The sequence below is a fragment of the Pseudomonas sp. Soil_N_39 genome, from assembly GCF_057655955.1.
Genome location: NZ_JBDGLI010000022.1, coordinates 37,613 through 54,106, shown reverse-complemented (window position 1 = coordinate 54,106; position 16,494 = coordinate 37,613). Strand labels below are relative to the sequence as shown.

17 protein-coding genes are annotated in these 16,494 nt (G+C 63.6%); all 17 read left to right on the top strand.

From position 1 onward, the window contains the following. Window positions 1–28 precede the first annotated feature (28 nt). The 17 genes from AC3A5O_RS25045 (at window position 29) to AC3A5O_RS24965 (ending at window position 16,440) form a co-directional block, all read left to right on the top strand. Window positions 29–508, top strand: coding sequence for a copper chaperone PCu(A)C (locus AC3A5O_RS25045; protein ID WP_122567251.1), 480 nt, complete (start codon window positions 29–31; stop codon window positions 506–508). Between the two features lie 57 nt (window positions 509–565). Next, entirely contained in the window at window positions 566–952 is a 387-nt protein-coding gene (locus AC3A5O_RS25040) for a DUF2946 domain-containing protein (protein WP_305471143.1), read from the top strand. Between the two features lie 84 nt (window positions 953–1,036). Next, window positions 1,037–3,163, top strand: coding sequence for a TonB-dependent copper receptor (locus AC3A5O_RS25035; protein ID WP_487753865.1), 2,127 nt, complete (start codon window positions 1,037–1,039; stop codon window positions 3,161–3,163). Window positions 3,164–3,326: 163 nt separating this feature from the next. Continuing rightward, the gene (locus AC3A5O_RS25030) at window positions 3,327–4,706 is read left to right on the top strand and encodes a PepSY-associated TM helix domain-containing protein (protein WP_487753864.1); all 1,380 of its coding nucleotides are present in this window, start codon (window positions 3,327–3,329) and stop codon (window positions 4,704–4,706) included. A gap of 200 nt (window positions 4,707–4,906) precedes the next feature. Beyond that, window positions 4,907–5,695: an ABC transporter ATP-binding protein gene (locus AC3A5O_RS25025; RefSeq protein WP_122567255.1), complete on the top strand. Its 789-nt coding sequence runs from the start codon at window positions 4,907–4,909 to the stop codon at window positions 5,693–5,695. Beyond that, window positions 5,692–6,639: an ABC transporter substrate-binding protein gene (locus AC3A5O_RS25020; protein WP_305469521.1), complete on the top strand. Its 948-nt coding sequence runs from the start codon at window positions 5,692–5,694 to the stop codon at window positions 6,637–6,639. The genes AC3A5O_RS25025 and AC3A5O_RS25020 overlap by 4 nt, the downstream gene beginning before the upstream one ends. Beyond that, window positions 6,636–7,646 carry a FecCD family ABC transporter permease gene (locus AC3A5O_RS25015; RefSeq protein WP_305469519.1) on the top strand — a complete coding sequence of 337 codons (1,011 nt, stop codon included), beginning with the start codon at window positions 6,636–6,638 and terminating at the stop codon, window positions 7,644–7,646. Before AC3A5O_RS25020 ends, AC3A5O_RS25015 begins: the two co-directional genes overlap by 4 nt. 330 nt (window positions 7,647–7,976) lie before the next feature. Next, entirely contained in the window at window positions 7,977–9,242 is a 1,266-nt protein-coding gene (urtA, locus tag AC3A5O_RS25010) for an urea ABC transporter substrate-binding protein (RefSeq protein ID WP_487753863.1), read from the top strand. A gap of 160 nt (window positions 9,243–9,402) precedes the next feature. Then, entirely contained in the window at window positions 9,403–10,905 is a 1,503-nt protein-coding gene (gene urtB / locus AC3A5O_RS25005; protein ID WP_487753862.1) for an urea ABC transporter permease subunit UrtB, read from the top strand. Continuing rightward, window positions 10,905–11,984, top strand: coding sequence for an urea ABC transporter permease subunit UrtC (gene urtC / locus AC3A5O_RS25000; protein ID WP_305491627.1), 1,080 nt, complete (start codon window positions 10,905–10,907; stop codon window positions 11,982–11,984). Before urtB ends, urtC begins: the two co-directional genes overlap by 1 nt. Then, window positions 11,981–12,841, top strand: coding sequence for an urea ABC transporter ATP-binding protein UrtD (urtD, locus tag AC3A5O_RS24995; protein WP_487753861.1), 861 nt, complete (start codon window positions 11,981–11,983; stop codon window positions 12,839–12,841). The genes urtC and urtD overlap by 4 nt, the downstream gene beginning before the upstream one ends. Window positions 12,842–12,972: 131 nt before the next feature. Continuing rightward, window positions 12,973–13,671 (top strand): urea ABC transporter ATP-binding subunit UrtE, encoded by a 699-nt coding sequence (gene urtE, locus AC3A5O_RS24990; RefSeq protein WP_122567261.1) that lies wholly within the window; start codon window positions 12,973–12,975, stop codon window positions 13,669–13,671. Window positions 13,672–13,701: 30 nt separating this feature from the next. Next, a complete protein-coding gene (locus tag AC3A5O_RS24985) occupies window positions 13,702–14,553 on the top strand; it encodes an urease accessory protein UreD (protein WP_460080477.1) in 852 nt (283 codons plus the stop codon). 198 nt (window positions 14,554–14,751) lie between these two features. Next, complete coding sequence (locus AC3A5O_RS24980; RefSeq protein ID WP_016967035.1) at window positions 14,752–15,054, top strand: urease subunit gamma; 303 nt, start codon at window positions 14,752–14,754, stop codon at window positions 15,052–15,054. A gap of 9 nt (window positions 15,055–15,063) precedes the next feature. Then, the gene (locus AC3A5O_RS24975) at window positions 15,064–15,597 is read left to right on the top strand and encodes a GNAT family N-acetyltransferase (RefSeq protein WP_305491625.1); all 534 of its coding nucleotides are present in this window, start codon (window positions 15,064–15,066) and stop codon (window positions 15,595–15,597) included. A 7-nt stretch (window positions 15,598–15,604) separates the two neighbouring features. Continuing rightward, complete coding sequence (locus AC3A5O_RS24970) at window positions 15,605–16,138, top strand: GNAT family N-acetyltransferase (protein ID WP_060739380.1); 534 nt, start codon at window positions 15,605–15,607, stop codon at window positions 16,136–16,138. Then, window positions 16,135–16,440 carry an urease subunit beta gene (locus AC3A5O_RS24965; RefSeq protein ID WP_014336352.1) on the top strand — a complete coding sequence of 102 codons (306 nt, stop codon included), beginning with the start codon at window positions 16,135–16,137 and terminating at the stop codon, window positions 16,438–16,440. Before AC3A5O_RS24970 ends, AC3A5O_RS24965 begins: the two co-directional genes overlap by 4 nt. Window positions 16,441–16,494: the final 54 nt, after the last annotated feature.

The window sequence follows — 16,494 nt, the reverse complement described above, 5'->3', positions numbered from 1 at the left end:
GCGCCCTGAATCGTTCCGGAGAATTGCCATGTTGAACAGACTTATCCTGGCGGCTGCCCTGCTGCTTCCCGTCGGTTTCGCCCAAGCTCACCAGTACAAGGCAGGCGATCTTGAAATCGCCCACCCATGGTCTCAAGAGTTGCCGCCCAATGCGCCGACCGTGGCCGCGTATTTCGTCATCCACAACAGCGGCAAGACGGCGGACAAACTGCTCAGCGTCGAATCGCCCATCGCCGGCAAGGCCGAGCTCCATGAGCATGTGATGCAAAACGACCTGATGAAGATGCAACCGGTGCCCGTCGTCGAGATCGCCCCCGGGGCGACCGTCACCTTCGCGCCGATGGCGTATCACGTGATGCTGCTGGAGCTGACAGACCGCAGCCTGCTCATCGATGGCAAACGTTTCCCCATGACCCTGCATTTCGAAAAAGCCGGGGATGTCACGGTCGACGTTGCGGTGCAGAAAAAAGCGCCCGACGGCACCAAGACACACGTGCACGCCCAGTAGACGTAGCCGCCCGTGCAATCTCTTCGCGCCAGACTGTCCATGCCCCGCCGTCAGCCCATGAGCCTGACACGCGGCAGCTGGATCAGCCTGTTCGCCATGCTGATGATCTTTATCGGTCCGCTGATTTCCCAGTCGATGCCGATGGATCAGCGCATGTCCATGCCTGTGAGCATGAACATGGAGATGAGCATGGACATGACGGCGCACGAAGCGCCGGCAGCCGAACATTGCCCGCCCCAGAGCAGCGAGCATCATGCGCTTTGGGAGAAATGCGGTTATTGCAGCCTGCTGTTTAACTGCCCGGCGCTACCCGGCGGCCACACCTTCGCCGTCTTCGACACACCTCACACCAACACCTACACCAGCCCTTCCCCACGCCTGGGCCATGCCCGGCCAGCGCTCTTCCCGGGTGCCCGCACCCGCGCCCCGCCCCTCGACGCGTAAGCCCGACACTTACCTCACCCCGGTCGCACAAGACAGCCTCAGGCTGCCCGACCGTGTCGTTTATGTCTGTTCGATGGAATCATCATGTCCAGGTTTTCTGCTGGCATCGCGTTGGGCTCTGCCCAGGTTCGCTGCCCCCTGAACGAGCCACGGGTTCGTTTGCGCCAAACCATCGCCGCACTGTGCGGCCTGCTACTCACCCCACTCGTGCTGGCCGATGAGCACGAACATCACGACCATCAGGTCGAAGAACTGAGCCCGACGGTCATCACCGCCATCGCCCCCAGCTCGCCCCTGACCGTCGTCACCAACCCCAAGGATCCGCGCCAACCGGTACCGGCCAGTGATGGTGGCGACTACCTCAAGACCATTCCCGGCTTCGCCCTGGTGCGCAACGGCGGCACCAATGGCGACCCGGTGTTGCGCGGCATGTTTGGCTCGCGGCTGAACATCCTCACCAACGGCAGCATGCTGCTGGGTGCTTGCCCGGGCCGGATGGACGCGCCGACGTCCTACATCTCGCCGGAAACCTACGACAAGCTCACCGTCATCAAAGGCCCGCAAACCGTACTCTGGGGCCCCGGCGCATCGGCCGGGACCGTGCTGTTCGAGCGCGAGCCGGAGCAGTTCGGCGAGCTGGGCACCCGGGTCAACGCCAGCGTGCTGGCCGGCTCCAACGGCCGTTTCGACAAAGTGGTGGATGCCGCCGCCGGTGGCCCGCTGGGTTACGTACGGGTGATCGGCAACACCGCCCATTCGGACGATTACCGCGACGGCAACAACGACACCGTGCCATCGCGCTATGACAAGTGGAATGGCGATGTCACCCTCGGCTGGACACCGGATGCCGACACCCTGCTGGAATTGACCGCCGGCAAGGGCGACGGTGAAGCGCGCTACGCCGGGCGCGGCATGGACGGCTCGCAGTTCAAGCGCGAAAGCCTCGGGCTGCGGTTCGAGCACTCGAACATCGGCGAGGTGCTGGACAAGATCGAGGCCCAGGTCTACTACAACTACGCCGACCACGTGATGGACAACTACACGCTGCGCACGCCGTCCGGCACCGGAATGATGGCCGGGCCCATGGCCTCCAACGTGGACCGTCGCACCCTCGGCGCCCGCGTCAAGGCCACTTGGCGCTGGGCCGATGTGCAATTGATCAGCGGCCTGGACGCCCAGACCAACGAGCATCGCCAACGCAGCAGCATGGGCGTGGATACCTATAAGGACCTGCCGTACACCAAGGACGCCGACTTCCACAATTACGGGGTGTTCGGCGAACTGACCTGGTACGCCGCCGACCGCGACCGGGTGATCACTGGCGCCCGGCTCGACCGCGCCTCGGCCAAGGATTACCGCCAGAGCATCGGTTCCGGCATGTCCGCTCGCCCCAACCCCACCGCCGACGACACTCGCGCCGACACACTGCCCAGCGGTTTCGTCCGTTACGAACACGACCTGGACGACAGCCCCACTACCCTCTACGCAGGCGTCGGTCACGCGCAACGCTTCCCGGACTATTGGGAGCTGTTTTCGGCGAACGTCGGCCCCAGCGGCTCGTTGAATGCCTTCGACGCGATCAAGCCGGAGAAAACCACCCAGCTCGACTTCGGCCTGCAGTACAAGACCGACACTCTCGAAGCCTGGGCTTCGGGTTATGTCGGGCAGGTGCGCGACTACATCCTGTTCGACTACACCCCCGGAATGATGGGTACCACCTCCCGAGCCGAGAACATCGATGCGCGGATCATGGGCGGTGAATTGGGTGCGGCCTACAAGCTGAGCGAGCGCTGGAAAGCCGACGCCACCCTGGCCTATGCCTGGGGCAAGAACAGCAGCGACGGCAGCGCCCTGGCGCAAATGCCGCCACTGGACGCACGCCTGGGCCTGACCTACAGCGAAGACCGCTGGAGCGCCGGGGCCCTGTGGCGGGTGGTGGCGGCGCAACACCGGGTCGATGAGAACAAGGGCAACGTGGTCGGCAAGGACTACGGTAAAAGCTCGGGCTTCGGGGTCTTTTCCCTCAACGGCGCCTACCGCATCAATCAACACTGGAAGGTCAGCAGCGGTGTCGACAATCTGTTTGGCAAAGCCTACGCCGAGCACTTGAACCTGGCCGGCAACGCCGGGTTCGGCTACCCGGCGAGCGATCCCCAGGCCATCAACGAACCGGGGCGCACGCTCTGGACCAAGGTGGACATGAGTTTCTAAAAGCATCGCGGGCAAGCCTTGCTCCCACAAGTACTCCATTGCTGAGGGAACACAACGGGGCCCACAGCAATGACAAAGACTGTGGGAGCAAGGCTTGCCCGCGATCGGTTGCGCAGCAACCGAAAAACATAACAACCCAATTAGCCCTGCGGAGCGCTTTGCAATGAGCCAACCGAAACCGAATTTCTACAACCTGGCCTGGCGCTGGCATTTCTATGCCGGGCTGTTCGTGGCGCCGTTCATGGTGATGCTGGCCCTGACCGGCATCATCTACCTGTTCAAGCCGCAACTCGACCCACTGATGTACGGCAGCCTGTTGAACGTACAGGCCGGGCATCACACCCTGGCGGCGGACGACCTGCTCAAGCAGGTCCGCCAGGCCTACCCCGAGGGCCAGGTCAAACAGTACCTGCCACCGGTCAACGCCGAGCGCAGCGCGCAGTTCGTGGTGATCGACAAGGGCCGGGAACTGAATGTGTTCATCGACCCGTACCACGGCGATGTGCTCGGCGATCAAGATGCGAAAAACAACCTGCAAGCCATGGCCCGGGCGATCCATGGCGAGTTGCTGATCGGCACCGTCGGGGATCGGCTGGTGGAAATGGCCGCCGGCTGGGGCGTGGTGCTGGTGGTCTCCGGCCTGTACCTGTGGTGGCCGCGCGGTCAATCATCGGCCGGTGTGCTGTGGCCGCGCTGGAGCGCGCGCGGTCGGTTGTTCTGGCGTGACTTGCATGTCGTCGTCGGTTTCTGGGGCGCGGCCTTCCTGCTGGTGATGCTGCTCAGCGGCATGACCTGGACCGGCTTCTGGGGCAAGCAATACGCCGACCTCTGGAACCGCTTCCCGGCGGCGATGTGGAATGACGTGCCCAAGTCCGACGTCGAGGCCGGCAGCCTCAACAATGCCCACCGCCAAACCGTGCCGTGGGCCATGGAAAACACGCCGATGCCGATGTCCGGCGACCATGCCGAACACATGGGCCACGGCGGCATGCACGAAGGCCCCGCCGCCCCGACCGTCAGCCTGCAAGCGGTGCAGGATATCGCCACCGAGCGCCAGGTCACGCCCGGCTACAGCATCACGTTGCCGACCACTGCCAGCGGCGTGTTCACCGTCGCCGTGTTCGCCGATGACCCACGCAATGACGCCACCCTGCACGTGGACCAGTACACCGGCAAGGTCCTGGCCGATGTGCGCTGGGAGCACTACAGCGTCGTGGCCCGCGCCACCGAAACCGGCGTGATGCTGCACGAAGGCAAGATGTTCGGCCCGGTGAACCAGATCCTCGTGCTGCTGGTTTGCCTGATGATCCTGCTCAGCGCCGTGAGTGGCCTGGTGATCTGGTGGAAGCGCCGGCCCCAGGGCAAGTTCGGCGTGCCGCCGCTGCGCCACGATCTGCCGACCTGGAAAACCGGGGTGTTCATCATGCTGGCCCTGGCGCTGGTGTTCCCGTTGGTGGGGGCTTCGCTGGTGGTGGTGTGGCTGTTGGACCGGCTTGTTACCCGGTTCAATCGCCAGCCTGAGGCGGCTTCATCTTCAAGCTGAAGACAGTGCGTTAACGGAAGGCGGTGCGAAACCTCTACAATCGTGCCCGCCTTTCAAACACAGAACACCCTCCCCTGTGGGAGCGAGCTTGCTCGCGATGGCGGCAGCACTTCAACAAAGATGCAAGCTGAACCACCGCTATCGCGAGCAAGCTCGCTCCCACAAGGGATGCTTGCGCCACCCATGATTTGAGTAGATGCATGACCTCGCTAACCCTCTCTCATCTCGCCTGGACACCCCTGGGCCATGGCCACTGTCATCACCAGTTCCAGCTGCGTGACGCCACGTTGCAGGTGACGCCCGGGGAGTTTGTCGGGTTGATCGGGCCCAACGGCAGCGGCAAGACCAGCCTGTTGCGCTGCGCCTATCGCTTCAGCCGGCCGGAAAGTGGCGAGGTAAAACTCGAACATCACAACGTCTGGAAACAGTCCTCTCGCTGGTGCGCCCAACGCATCGCCGTGGTGCTGCAAGAGTTTCCCGACGCCTTCGGCCTGACGGTAGAAGAAGTGGTCGCCATGGGCCGCACGCCCCATAAAGGCTTGTTCGACAGCGACAATCACGACGACCGCCGGTTGGTGCTCCAGGCCCTGGAATCGGCCGGACTCGCAGGCTTTGGCGACCATGCATTCGCCACGCTCTCGGGCGGTGAGAAGCAACGGGTGATCCTTGCCCGGGCCCTGGCCCAGCAGCCGCAGTTGCTGATCCTCGACGAGCCGACCAATCACCTCGACCCTCACTATCAATTGCAATTGCTGCAACTGATCAAGGGTCTGGGCATCGGCACCCTCGCCAGCCTCCACGACCTGAACCTGGCCGCCGCCTTCTGCGACCGCCTGTACGTGATCGAACACGGGCGCATCGTTGCCAGCGGCACGCCCAAGGACGTCCTCACCGCCGAGCTGCTGCGCGCGGTGTTTGGCGTCGAGGCCCTGGTGGATGAACATCCGCTGTCCGGCTACCCACGAATCACCTGGATAACCCAACCATGACCTTGCGTTCCCTGTTGTTGCTGCCCCTGCTGCTGGGCAGTGCCCATGCCCTGGCCGAAGCCACCCACTACCCGTTGACGATCCAAAGCTGCAACCGCCAGGTGGTGTTCAACGAAGCCCCTCGGCACGCCGTCAGCCATGACATCAACATGACCCAGATGATGCTCGCCCTGGGCCTCAAGCCACGCATGGTCGGCTACAGCGGCATCAGTGGCTGGAAATCGGTGACGCCCGAGATGGCGAAGATCCTCGATGGCCTGCCGGAGCTGGCCGCCAAATACCCCTCGGTGGAAACCCTGCTCAATGCCAACGTCGATTTTTTCTTCGCCGGTTGGGACTACGGCATGCGCGTGGGTGGCGACCTGACCCCGCAGACCCTGCAACCGCTGGGCATCAATGTCTACGAGTTGACCGAATCCTGCGCGTTCGTGATGAAGCGTCCGGCGGCCTCCCTGGAGGACACCTACAACGACCTGCGCAACCTCGGCAAGATCTTCGACGTGCAGGATCGCGCCAACGCGCTGATCGCCACGATGCAGGCCCAGGTGGCCGACGTGCGCAAGCACTTGCCCGCCCAACAACCGCGGGTGTTCCTGTATGACAGCGGCGAAGACCGCGCCATGACCTCCGGCCGCCTGGGCATGCCCCAGGCCCTGATCGACGCGGCCGGCGGGCGCAATATTCTCGACGACGTGGAAACCAGTTGGACCCGGGTGAACTGGGAGAACGTGGTCGAGCGCAACCCGCAGGTCATCGTGATCGTCGACTACGGCGAAGTCAGCGCCGAGCAGAAGCAGCAGTTCTTGCTAGACAACCCGGCCCTGCAATCGGTGGAGGCGATCCAGCAGCGGCGCTTCATTGTGATCCCCTACGTGCAAGCCACGCCGGGCATCGATAACGTGCTGGCAGTGCAAACCCTGGCTCGGGGTTTCCACGGCCAATGAACGGTCGTCGCTACGGTGCCCTGCTGATCGTCCTCGGCGCACTGCTGCTGGTGTCGTGCGTGGTGTCCCTGGGTTTCGGGCCGGCGCGGGTGCCGGTGGCCGTGGTCTGGGACCTGCTGCTGTACAAGGCCTTCGGTGTGGGCGAGGTGCATTGGACGCCCGGCCAGGAGCATATCGTCTGGCTGATCCGCGTCCCTCGGCTGTTGCTCGGTGCCTTGGTAGGCGCCGGGCTGGCGTTGATCGGCGCGGTGCTGCAAGCGGTCACGCGCAACCCGCTGGCCGATCCGCACCTGCTGGGCGTCACCTCCGGCGCGACCCTGGGAGCGGTGATCGTGGTGTTGCATGTCGGGGAAATCATCGGCCTGTTGACCCTGCCCTTGGCCGCCTTCATCGGTGCATTGCTGAGCATGCTGCTGGTGTTGGCCATCGCTGCCCGCCAGGGTCGTCTGGAAAGTGATCGCCTGTTGCTGTGCGGCGTGGCGGTGTCCTTCGTGATGATGGCGGCGGCCAATCTGCTGTTGTTCCTCGGTGATCATCGCGCCAGTTCGGCGGTGATGTTCTGGATGCTCGGTGGCCTGGGCCTGGCCCGTTGGGAGTTGCTCGCGGTGCCAGCCGCCAGTGTGTTGCTGGGATTGGTTCTGCTGCTGGGCATGGCCCGGCCGCTGAACGCGTTGATGGCCGGCGAACAGACCGCCGTGACCCTGGGCCTGAATGCGGCGAAGGTGCGGTTGTGGATCTTCTTGATCGCCTCGCTGATGACCGGCGTGCTGGTGTCCATCAGTGGCTCGATTGGTTTTGTCGGGCTGATGGTGCCGCACATTGCCCGGCGCCTGGTGGGTGCCGAGCATCGGCGATTGCTGCCGGCCTGTGTGCTGCTTGGCAGCCTGTTCCTGGTGTGGGTGGATGTGGCGGCACGGACGTTGATCGCGCCGGAGGACTTGCCGATCGGGGTCGCTACAGCGGCTATCGGTGGGCTGTTTTTCATCGGCCTGATGCGCCGCCGCTGAGCCATCCTCTTTTCCTGAATCACAAAGCCAACCTGTGGGAGCGAGCTTGCTCGCGATAGCGGTAGATCACTCAGATTAGAAGTGACTGACACACCGCCATCGCGAGCAAGCTCGCTCCCACAGAGGACTTGCAACTCTCTCGCCCCAATGTGGCGCACCTCCTCGCACCAGCCCCCGCAATGCGTTCACTCATGGTGCGTCCGCGCGCACGCATACCCCGCCAACCCCGCGTTTCAACGCCTTCCCCCAACCGGGCACACCCCTTGCAAAAGCGCCTTCAGCGTTTGCATCTGCCATCCAGAAAAACACAAAGACCACGGAGATCGCACAATGAAGCGTCGTAGCTTGATCAAGGCTTTTACACTCTCGGCAAGCATTGCCGCGATGGGCATGGCCTGGACCGTCCAGGCCGCCGAGACCATCAAGGTCGGCATCCTGCATTCGCTGTCCGGCACCATGGCGATCTCCGAAACGTCCCTCAAGGACATGGCGCTGATGACCATCGATGAGATCAACGCCAAGGGTGGTGTGAACGGCAAGAAGCTTGAAGCAGTGGTCGTGGACCCGGCGTCGAACTGGCCGCTGTTCGCCGAAAAGGGCCGGCAGTTGCTGACCCAGGACAAGGTCGCCGTGGTGTTCGGCTGCTGGACCTCGGTGTCGCGTAAATCGGTGTTGCCGGTGTTCGAAGAGCTCAATGGGCTGCTGTTCTACCCGGTGCAATACGAAGGCGAAGAGATGTCGCCGAACGTGTTCTACACCGGCGCGGCGCCAAACCAGCAGGCGATTCCAGCGGTGGAATACTTGATGAGCGAAGAAGGCGGCAGCGCCAAGCGTTACTTCCTGCTGGGCACCGACTACGTCTACCCGCGCACCACCAATAAGATCCTGCGTTCGTTCCTGCACTCCAAAGGGGTGGCGGACAAGGACATCGAAGAGGTCTACACCCCGTTCGGCCACAGCGATTACCAGACCATCGTGGCCAACATCAAAAAGTTCTCGGCTGGTGGCAAGACCGCAGTCATTTCCACCGTCAACGGCGACTCCAACGTGCCCTTCTATAAGGAACTGGCGAACCAGGGCCTGAAAGCCACCGACGTACCGGTCGTGGCGTTCTCGGTGGGCGAAGAGGAACTGCGCGGCATCGACACCAAGCCACTGGTAGGCAACCTCGCGGCGTGGAACTACTTCGAATCCGTGGATAACCCGGCGAACAAGAAATTCGTCGATTCCTGGAAAGCCTACGCCAAGGCCAAGAACCTGCCAGGCGCGGATAAAGCCGTGACCAACGACCCGATGGAGGCCACGTACGTTGGTATCCACATGTGGGCGCAAGCGGTGGAAAAAGCCAAGTCCACCGACGTCGACAACGTCCGCGAAGCCCTGGCCGGCCAGACCTTCGCCGCACCGTCGGGCTACACCCTGACCATGGACAAGACCAACCACCACCTGCACAAGCCGGTGATGATCGGCGAGATCCAGGCCGACGGTCAGTTCAACGTGGTCTGGCAGACCGAGGGCCCGATCCGCGCGCAACCGTGGAGCCCCTTCATCGCCGGCAACGACAAGAAGCCTGACTATGCGGTGAAGAGCAACTGAGCCCATGGGTGTCGGCCCGAGCACGACGCTCGGGCCGACACAAATCCCTGTGGGAGCGAGCTTGCTCGCGATAGCGGCCCCATGTTCAACACTGATGTGACTGACCCACCGCCATCGCGAGCAAGCTCGCTCCCACATTGTCCGCGCAAGGCGACTCTCTATGCCCACCGCCCTTTACCGCCTCATCCTCGCCCTGGTGCTGCTGTTGCCACTGGAGGCCCATGCCGGCGACGCCGAAGACTTCGTCGCCGCCAACCCGACCCAGCAGGCCAAGCTCCTGGAAGCCTGGGCCGCGCAGCCGGAGCCTGAGCGCGTCGAGCTGATCAACGCCTTGCAACAAGGCCAGTTGACTGTCGACAGCCAGCCAAAAACCCTGCGCCTGAACAACCGCTTGCGCGGGCTGATCGAAACCGCCCTGGCCAGCCATCAACTGCTCGCCGTCGATGCCCACGTACGCCTGGCGGCCGCGCAGCAACTGCAAAAAAGTGCCCGTCCCGCGCAACTGGCGTTTCTCGATCGGCAACTGGCCGGCGAGCAGGACGAAGACGTACACGCCGCCCTGAGCCTGGCCCTGGCGAACCTGCAACTGGTGGACACCAACCCGAACGTGCGCCTGGCCGCCGTCCGCCTGCTGGGGGAAACCGGCGATCCACTGGCCCGCACCCGCCTCGAAGGTCTGCTTGAACCCGGCGTCGAAACCGATGCCGCCGTGCGCACCGCCGCTGAAACCAGCCTCGGCCAGGTCAAGCGCAAACTTCTGATCGGCGAATTGCTGGGCCAGGCCTTCAGCGGCATGTCCCTGGGCTCGATCCTGCTGCTCGCCGCCCTCGGCCTGGCGATCACTTTCGGCCTGCTGGGGGTGATCAACATGGCCCACGGCGAGATGCTCATGCTCGGTGCGTACTCCACGTATGTGGTGCAGCTGCTGTTCCAGCGCTTCGCCCCGAACGCTATCGAGTTCTATCCGCTGATCGCCTTGCCGGTGGCGTTTTTCATCACCGCGGCCATCGGCATGGCCCTGGAGCGCACGGTGATCCGCCACCTCTACGGGCGGCCGCTGGAAACCCTGCTCGCCACCTGGGGCATCAGCCTGATGCTGATCCAACTGGTGCGCCTGGTGTTCGGCGCGCAGAACGTCGAAGTCGCCAACCCGGCCTGGCTCTCGGGCGGGATCCAGGTGTTACCGAACCTGGTGCTGCCGTACAACCGCATCGTGATCATCGCCTTCGCCTTGTTCGTGGTGGTGTTGACCTGGCTGCTGCTGAACAAGACACGCCTGGGCCTGAACGTCCGAGCCGTGACCCAGAATCGCAACATGGCCGCTTGCTGCGGCGTGCCCACCGGCCGGGTCGACATGCTCGCCTTCGGCCTCGGCTCGGGCATCGCCGGGCTCGGTGGCGTCGCCTTGAGCCAGATCGGCAACGTCGGCCCGGACCTGGGCCAGAGCTACATCATCGACTCGTTCCTGGTGGTGGTGCTCGGTGGTGTCGGCCAGTTGGCCGGCAGTGTGTTCGCCGCGTTCGGCCTGGGCATCGCCAATAAGATCCTCGAACCGCAGATCGGCGCCGTGCTCGGCAAGATCCTGATCCTCGCGCTGATCATTCTGTTCATCCAGAAGCGTCCGCAAGGCCTCTTCGCGCTCAAAGGACGGGTAATCGACTGATGAACCAGCCCCTGATGCTCACGGCCACGCAAAAGGCCGGCCCTAAAGTTACCCTCGCCGTCGGCGCGCTGATCCTGGCCGTGCTGCTGAGCCTGCCGTTGCTGTCGCTGTTGGCGGCGGACAATCCGTTGCACGTCTCCGCCTACACCTTGACCCTGGTGGGCAAGATTCTCTGCTACGCCATCGTCGCCCTGGCACTGGACCTGGTCTGGGGTTATGCCGGTTTGCTCTCTCTCGGCCACGGCTTGTTCTTCGCCCTGGGCGGTTACGCCATGGGCATGTACCTGATGCGCCAGGCCGCCGGCGATGGCTTGCCGGCGTTCATGACCTTCTTGTCGTGGGCCGAGTTGCCCTGGTACTGGGCCGGCACCGACAGTTTCCTCTGGGCGATGTGCCTGGTGGTGCTGGCGCCGGGCTTACTGGCGCTGGTGTTCGGCTTCTTCGCCTTCCGTTCGCGGATCAAGGGCGTGTATTTCTCGATCATGACCCAGGCCCTGACCTTCGCCGGGATGCTCCTGTTTTTCCGCAACGAAACCGGGTTTGGCGGCAACAACGGCTTCACCAATTTCCGTTCGATCCTGGGCTTTGGCATCACCGAACCGGGCACCCGGGCGGTGCTGTTTTTCGCCACGGTGTTGTTGCTGGTGGCGAGCCTGTTCATTGGTTGGCGCCTGGCCCGCAGCAAGTTCGGCCGTGTGCTGACCGCCCTGCGCGACGCGGAAAACCGTCTGATGTTCTGCGGCTACGATCCCCGTGGCTTCAAGCTGTTCGTCTGGGTGTTGAGCGCGGTGTTGTGCGGCCTGGCCGGGGCGTTGTACGTGCCGCAGGTGGGCATCATTAACCCCAGCGAGATGTCGCCGACCAACTCCATCGAGGCTGCTGTGTGGGTCGCCCTTGGCGGGCGCGGCACGCTGATCGGGCCGTTGTTGGGCGCCGGGGTAGTCAATGGCATGAAGAGCTGGTTCACCGTGGCGTTTCCCGAGTATTGGCTGTTCTTCCTTGGCGCGCTGTTCATCGTCGTGACGCTGTATCTGCCTAAAGGCGTGATCGGCTTGCTGAAGAAGAGAGGCGAACAATGAGAATCACACCGACGGCTGATTTCATGCTCGAACCTATCCTCGAACCCAACAAAGACCAAGGCAGCAGCCGCGACGCCATCGGCCTCGGCCAGGCGGCCGGCGTTGGCCTGAACACCCGTCACGGCACGATCCTGACCCTGGAAGACATCAGCGTCAGCTTCGACGGTTTCAAGGCCTTGAACGATTTGAACCTGTACATCGGCGTCGGCGAATTACGCTGCATCATCGGCCCCAACGGCGCCGGCAAGACCACCCTGATGGATGTGATCACCGGCAAGACCCGCCCCAGCCACGGCAACGCCTGGTTCGGCGAAACCCTGGACTTGACCAGCATGAGTGAAGTGCAGATCGCCCAGGCCGGCATCGGGCGCAAGTTCCAGAAGCCGACGGTGTTCGAAGCCCTGAGCGTGTTCGAAAACCTGGAACTGGCGCTCAAGACCGATAAATCAGTGTGGGCCAGCCTGCGGGCAAAACTGACTGGCGAGCAACACGACCGGATCAACGAAGTGCTGGAAACCATTCGCCTCAGCACGTCAGTCAACCGCGCCGCCGGGCTGCTGTCCCACGGGCAGAAGCAGTTCCTGGAGATCGGCATGCTGCTGGTGCAGGACCCGCAACTGTTGCTGCTCGACGAACCGGTGGCAGGCATGACCGACGCCGAGACCGAGTTCACCGCCGAGCTGTTCAAATCCCTGGCGGGCAAGCATTCGCTGATGGTGGTGGAACACGACATGGGCTTCGTCGGCGCGATCGCCGACCACGTCACCGTGCTGCACCAGGGCAGCGTGCTGGCTGAAGGGTCGCTGGAACAGGTGCAGGACAATGAGCGGGTGATCGAGGTGTATCTCGGTCGGTAGTCCGGCAAACACTGCTCTCTGTGGGAGCGAGCTGGCTCGCGATGGCGGCGACACATTCAACAAATAAGCAAGCTGACCCACCGCTATCGCGAGCAAGCTCGCTCCCACAAGGGGTTCGAGGAGATCTGAAGATGCTGCAAGTCGACAAACTGCACCAATACTACGGCGGTAGCCACATCCTGCGCGGCTTGTCGTTCGACGCCAAGGTCGGCGAGGTGACGTGCCTGTTGGGGCGCAACGGCGTGGGCAAGACCACCCTGCTCAAATGCCTGATGGGCCTGTTGCCGGCCAAGGAAGGTGCGGTGAGCTGGGAAGGCAAGCCCATCACCACCTTCAAGCCGCACCAACGGGTGCACGCTGGCATTGCCTACGTACCCCAGGGCCGGGAAATTTTCGGCCGGCTGACGGTTGAAGAAAACCTGCTGATGGGCCTGTCGCGCTTTCCCGGCGCCGAAGCCAAGGAAGTGCCGGCATTCATCTACGAATTGTTCCCGGTGCTGCTGCAGATGAAACAGCGCCGTGGTGGGGATCTGTCCGGCGGCCAGCAACAGCAGCTCGCCATTGGCCGGGCCCTGGCCAGCCGGCCACGCCTGCTGATTCTCGACGAGCCCACCGAAGGCATCCAGCCCTCGGTGATCAAGGAGATCGGCGTGGTGATCAAGAAGCTGGCGGCCCGGGGCGACATGGCGATTCTGCTGGTGGAGCAGTTCTACGACTTCGCCGCCGAGCTGGCCGATCAGTACCTGGTGATGTCCCGGGGCGAGATTGTGCAGCAGGGGCGCGGAGAAAACATGGAAGCCGAGGGTGTGCGCGGGCTGGTTACGATCTAGTCTTAGCGTCCCGACGATAATCAGAAAATCATGAATCTACCTGTCTGTTCATTGGCGCCTTCGGCCCTGTTCACCCCCAGCTGGCAAGCCGAGCTGGACTTGGGTTACGCCCGCTTCGGCGATTGCACACGTCCGGTACAGCGCCGCCACAAAGGCCCGTTGCGGGTGCAGAAGCACCTGTACGCCGAAGGCCCCGAGGTGTGCCAGCACATCATCGTCCACCCGCCCGGCGGGATTGCCGGCGGTGACCGGTTGGACATCTCGGCCCACGTTGGCCCTGGCGCCTGGGTGCAGTTGACCAGCCCAGGCGCGGCCAAGTGGTACCGCGCCGCGGGGCCGGCGTACCAACAACTGACCCTGAGCGTAGCCCCCGGCGCGACCCTGGAATGGCTGCCCCAGGAAACCATCGTCTTCAGCGCGGCCCAGGCCGAACTCAGCACGAGCATCGACCTGCAGGGCGACGGGCGCCTGCTCTACTGGGACATGGTTGCCCTCGGCCGACCGGCCAGCGGCGAGCGGTTCGACCTGGGGCACTTTCAATCGCGACTGGACATTCGCCGCGATGGCCAGTTGCTGTGGCACGAGCGCCAGCGCATTGTGGGCGGTGATGGGCTGCTCGACTCACCCATCGGGCTAGGCGGTGATCCGGTGTTTGCCACGTTGCTGGTGACCGGCGAGATCGACAGCCAATTGCTGGAACACTGCCGATCACTGGGCCATGCCGTGCGCGGCGACCTGACCCAATTGCCCGGCCTGGTCGTGGCCCGCTGCCTGGCGAGCGAGGCGTTGCTGGCGCGGGGGTGGTTGATTGAATTGTGGCGGCTTTTGCGCCCGGCGTTGCTCGGTCGAGAAGCTGTGCCACCGAGAATCTGGAGTACCTGAATTGCGTTCCTGTAGGAGCAATGGTGTGGAAGCAATGACTTTCTGTGGGAGCAAAGCTTGCTCGCGATGGCAGCGCCTCGGTCGACCGGAAGGACCGCGTTATCGTTCATCGCGAGCAAGCTTTGCTCCCACAGGCGTTGCTCCAACAGGTAGCTGTGTTTACAGCCCGAATTTTTTATCTGCCCTTATGGATTGCACATGGACCTGACCCCACGCGAAAAAGACAAGCTGCTGATCTTCACCGCCGGCCTCGTCGCCGAACGACGCTTGGCTCGTGGCTTGAAGCTCAACTACCCGGAGGCCATGGCCTACATTTCCGCCGCGTTGCTGGAAGGCGCCCGTGACGGCCAGACCGTCGCCGACCTGATGCATTACGGCACCACGCTGCTGAGCCGCGAGCAGGTGATGGAAGGCATCCCGGAAATGATCCCGGAGATCCAGGTCGAGGCGACGTTTCCCGACGGCACCAAACTGGTCACCGTCCACCAACCCATCGCCTGAGGCCACGCCATGACTGCCCACGTTCGTGACGCCCATGCCGTCGACCTGCCGGCGATCCGCGATATCTACAACGATGCCGTGCTCAACACCACGGCGATCTGGAACGAACAAGCCGTTGACCTGGGCAACCGCCAGGCGTGGTTCAGCGCCCGGCAAACCCAGGGCTACCCGGTGCTGGTGGCCGTCGACGCCGAAGACAACGTGCTCGGCTACGCTTCGTTCGGCGACTGGCGACCGTTCGACGGCTTCCGCCACACCGTGGAGCATTCGGTGTATGTACGCAGCGACCAGCGCGGCAATGGCCTTGGCCCGTTGTTGATGAGCGCGCTGATCGAGCGCGCCAGGGCCTGCGATAAACACGTCATGGTCGCCGCCATCGAAAGCGGCAACGCGGCCTCGATTCGCCTGCACGAGCGGGCCGGTTTCGTGATCACCGGGCAGATGCCCGAGGTGGGGACCAAGTTCGGCCGCTGGCTGGACCTGACCTTCATGCAGTTGAACCTCAACCTCGGGGCGCTACCGCCCGCCGTCAACAAGGAGTGAAAAGCCAATGAACGCTGCCCAGTTGCGTCGAGTCCACGCCGAAAGCTTTGCGCATTATCGCCAGGGCTTGATCGATCTGTTGCTCGACGCCGTCGGCTACGGCGCCAGCGTGGGGTTCATGGCCGATCTCGATGCCGTCCAGGCCCGCGCCTATTTCGACGAAGTCCAGGCCAGCCTCAACCAGGGCCACCTGTTGCTGTGGGTGGTGGTCAAGGATGAACAGGTGCAGGCCAGCGTCCAGCTTGCCCTGTGCCAGAAACCCAACGGCCTCAACCGTGCCGAAGTGCAGAAGCTGCTGGTGCGCGGCGAGGCCCGCCGTCGGGGGCTGGGCCAGCAATTGATGAGCGCCCTGGAGCTCGGCGCCCGCCAGCACAAGCGGGGTTTGTTGTACCTCGACACCGAGGCCGGTTCCGAGGCCGAGGCGTTCTACCGCGCCATGGGCTACACCCGCGTCGGTGAACTGCCCGACTACTGCCAGAGCCCGGACGGGACCTACACCCCGACCGCCATTTACTACAAGATTTTGGGGCAACCGCAATGATTCCAGGGCAATACCAGGTCCAGCCCGGCGACATCGAACTCAACGTCGGCCGCCGCACGCTCACGCTGAACGTCGCCAACAGCGGCGACCGGCCGATCCAGGTCGGTTCGCACTATCACTTTTTCGAGACCAACGACGCCTTGACCTTCGACCGCGCCGCCAGCCGAGGCATGCGCCTGAACATCCCGGCCGGCACCGCGGTGCGCTTCGAACCGGGCCAGAGCCGCGAGGTGGAACTGGTGGACTTGGCCGGGCATCGCCGGGTGTTCGGGTTTGCCGGGCGGGTGATGGGCGACCTGTAAGTCATAGGGTGCCTGCACTGACCTCATCGCGAGCAAGCTCGCTCCCACAGGGAA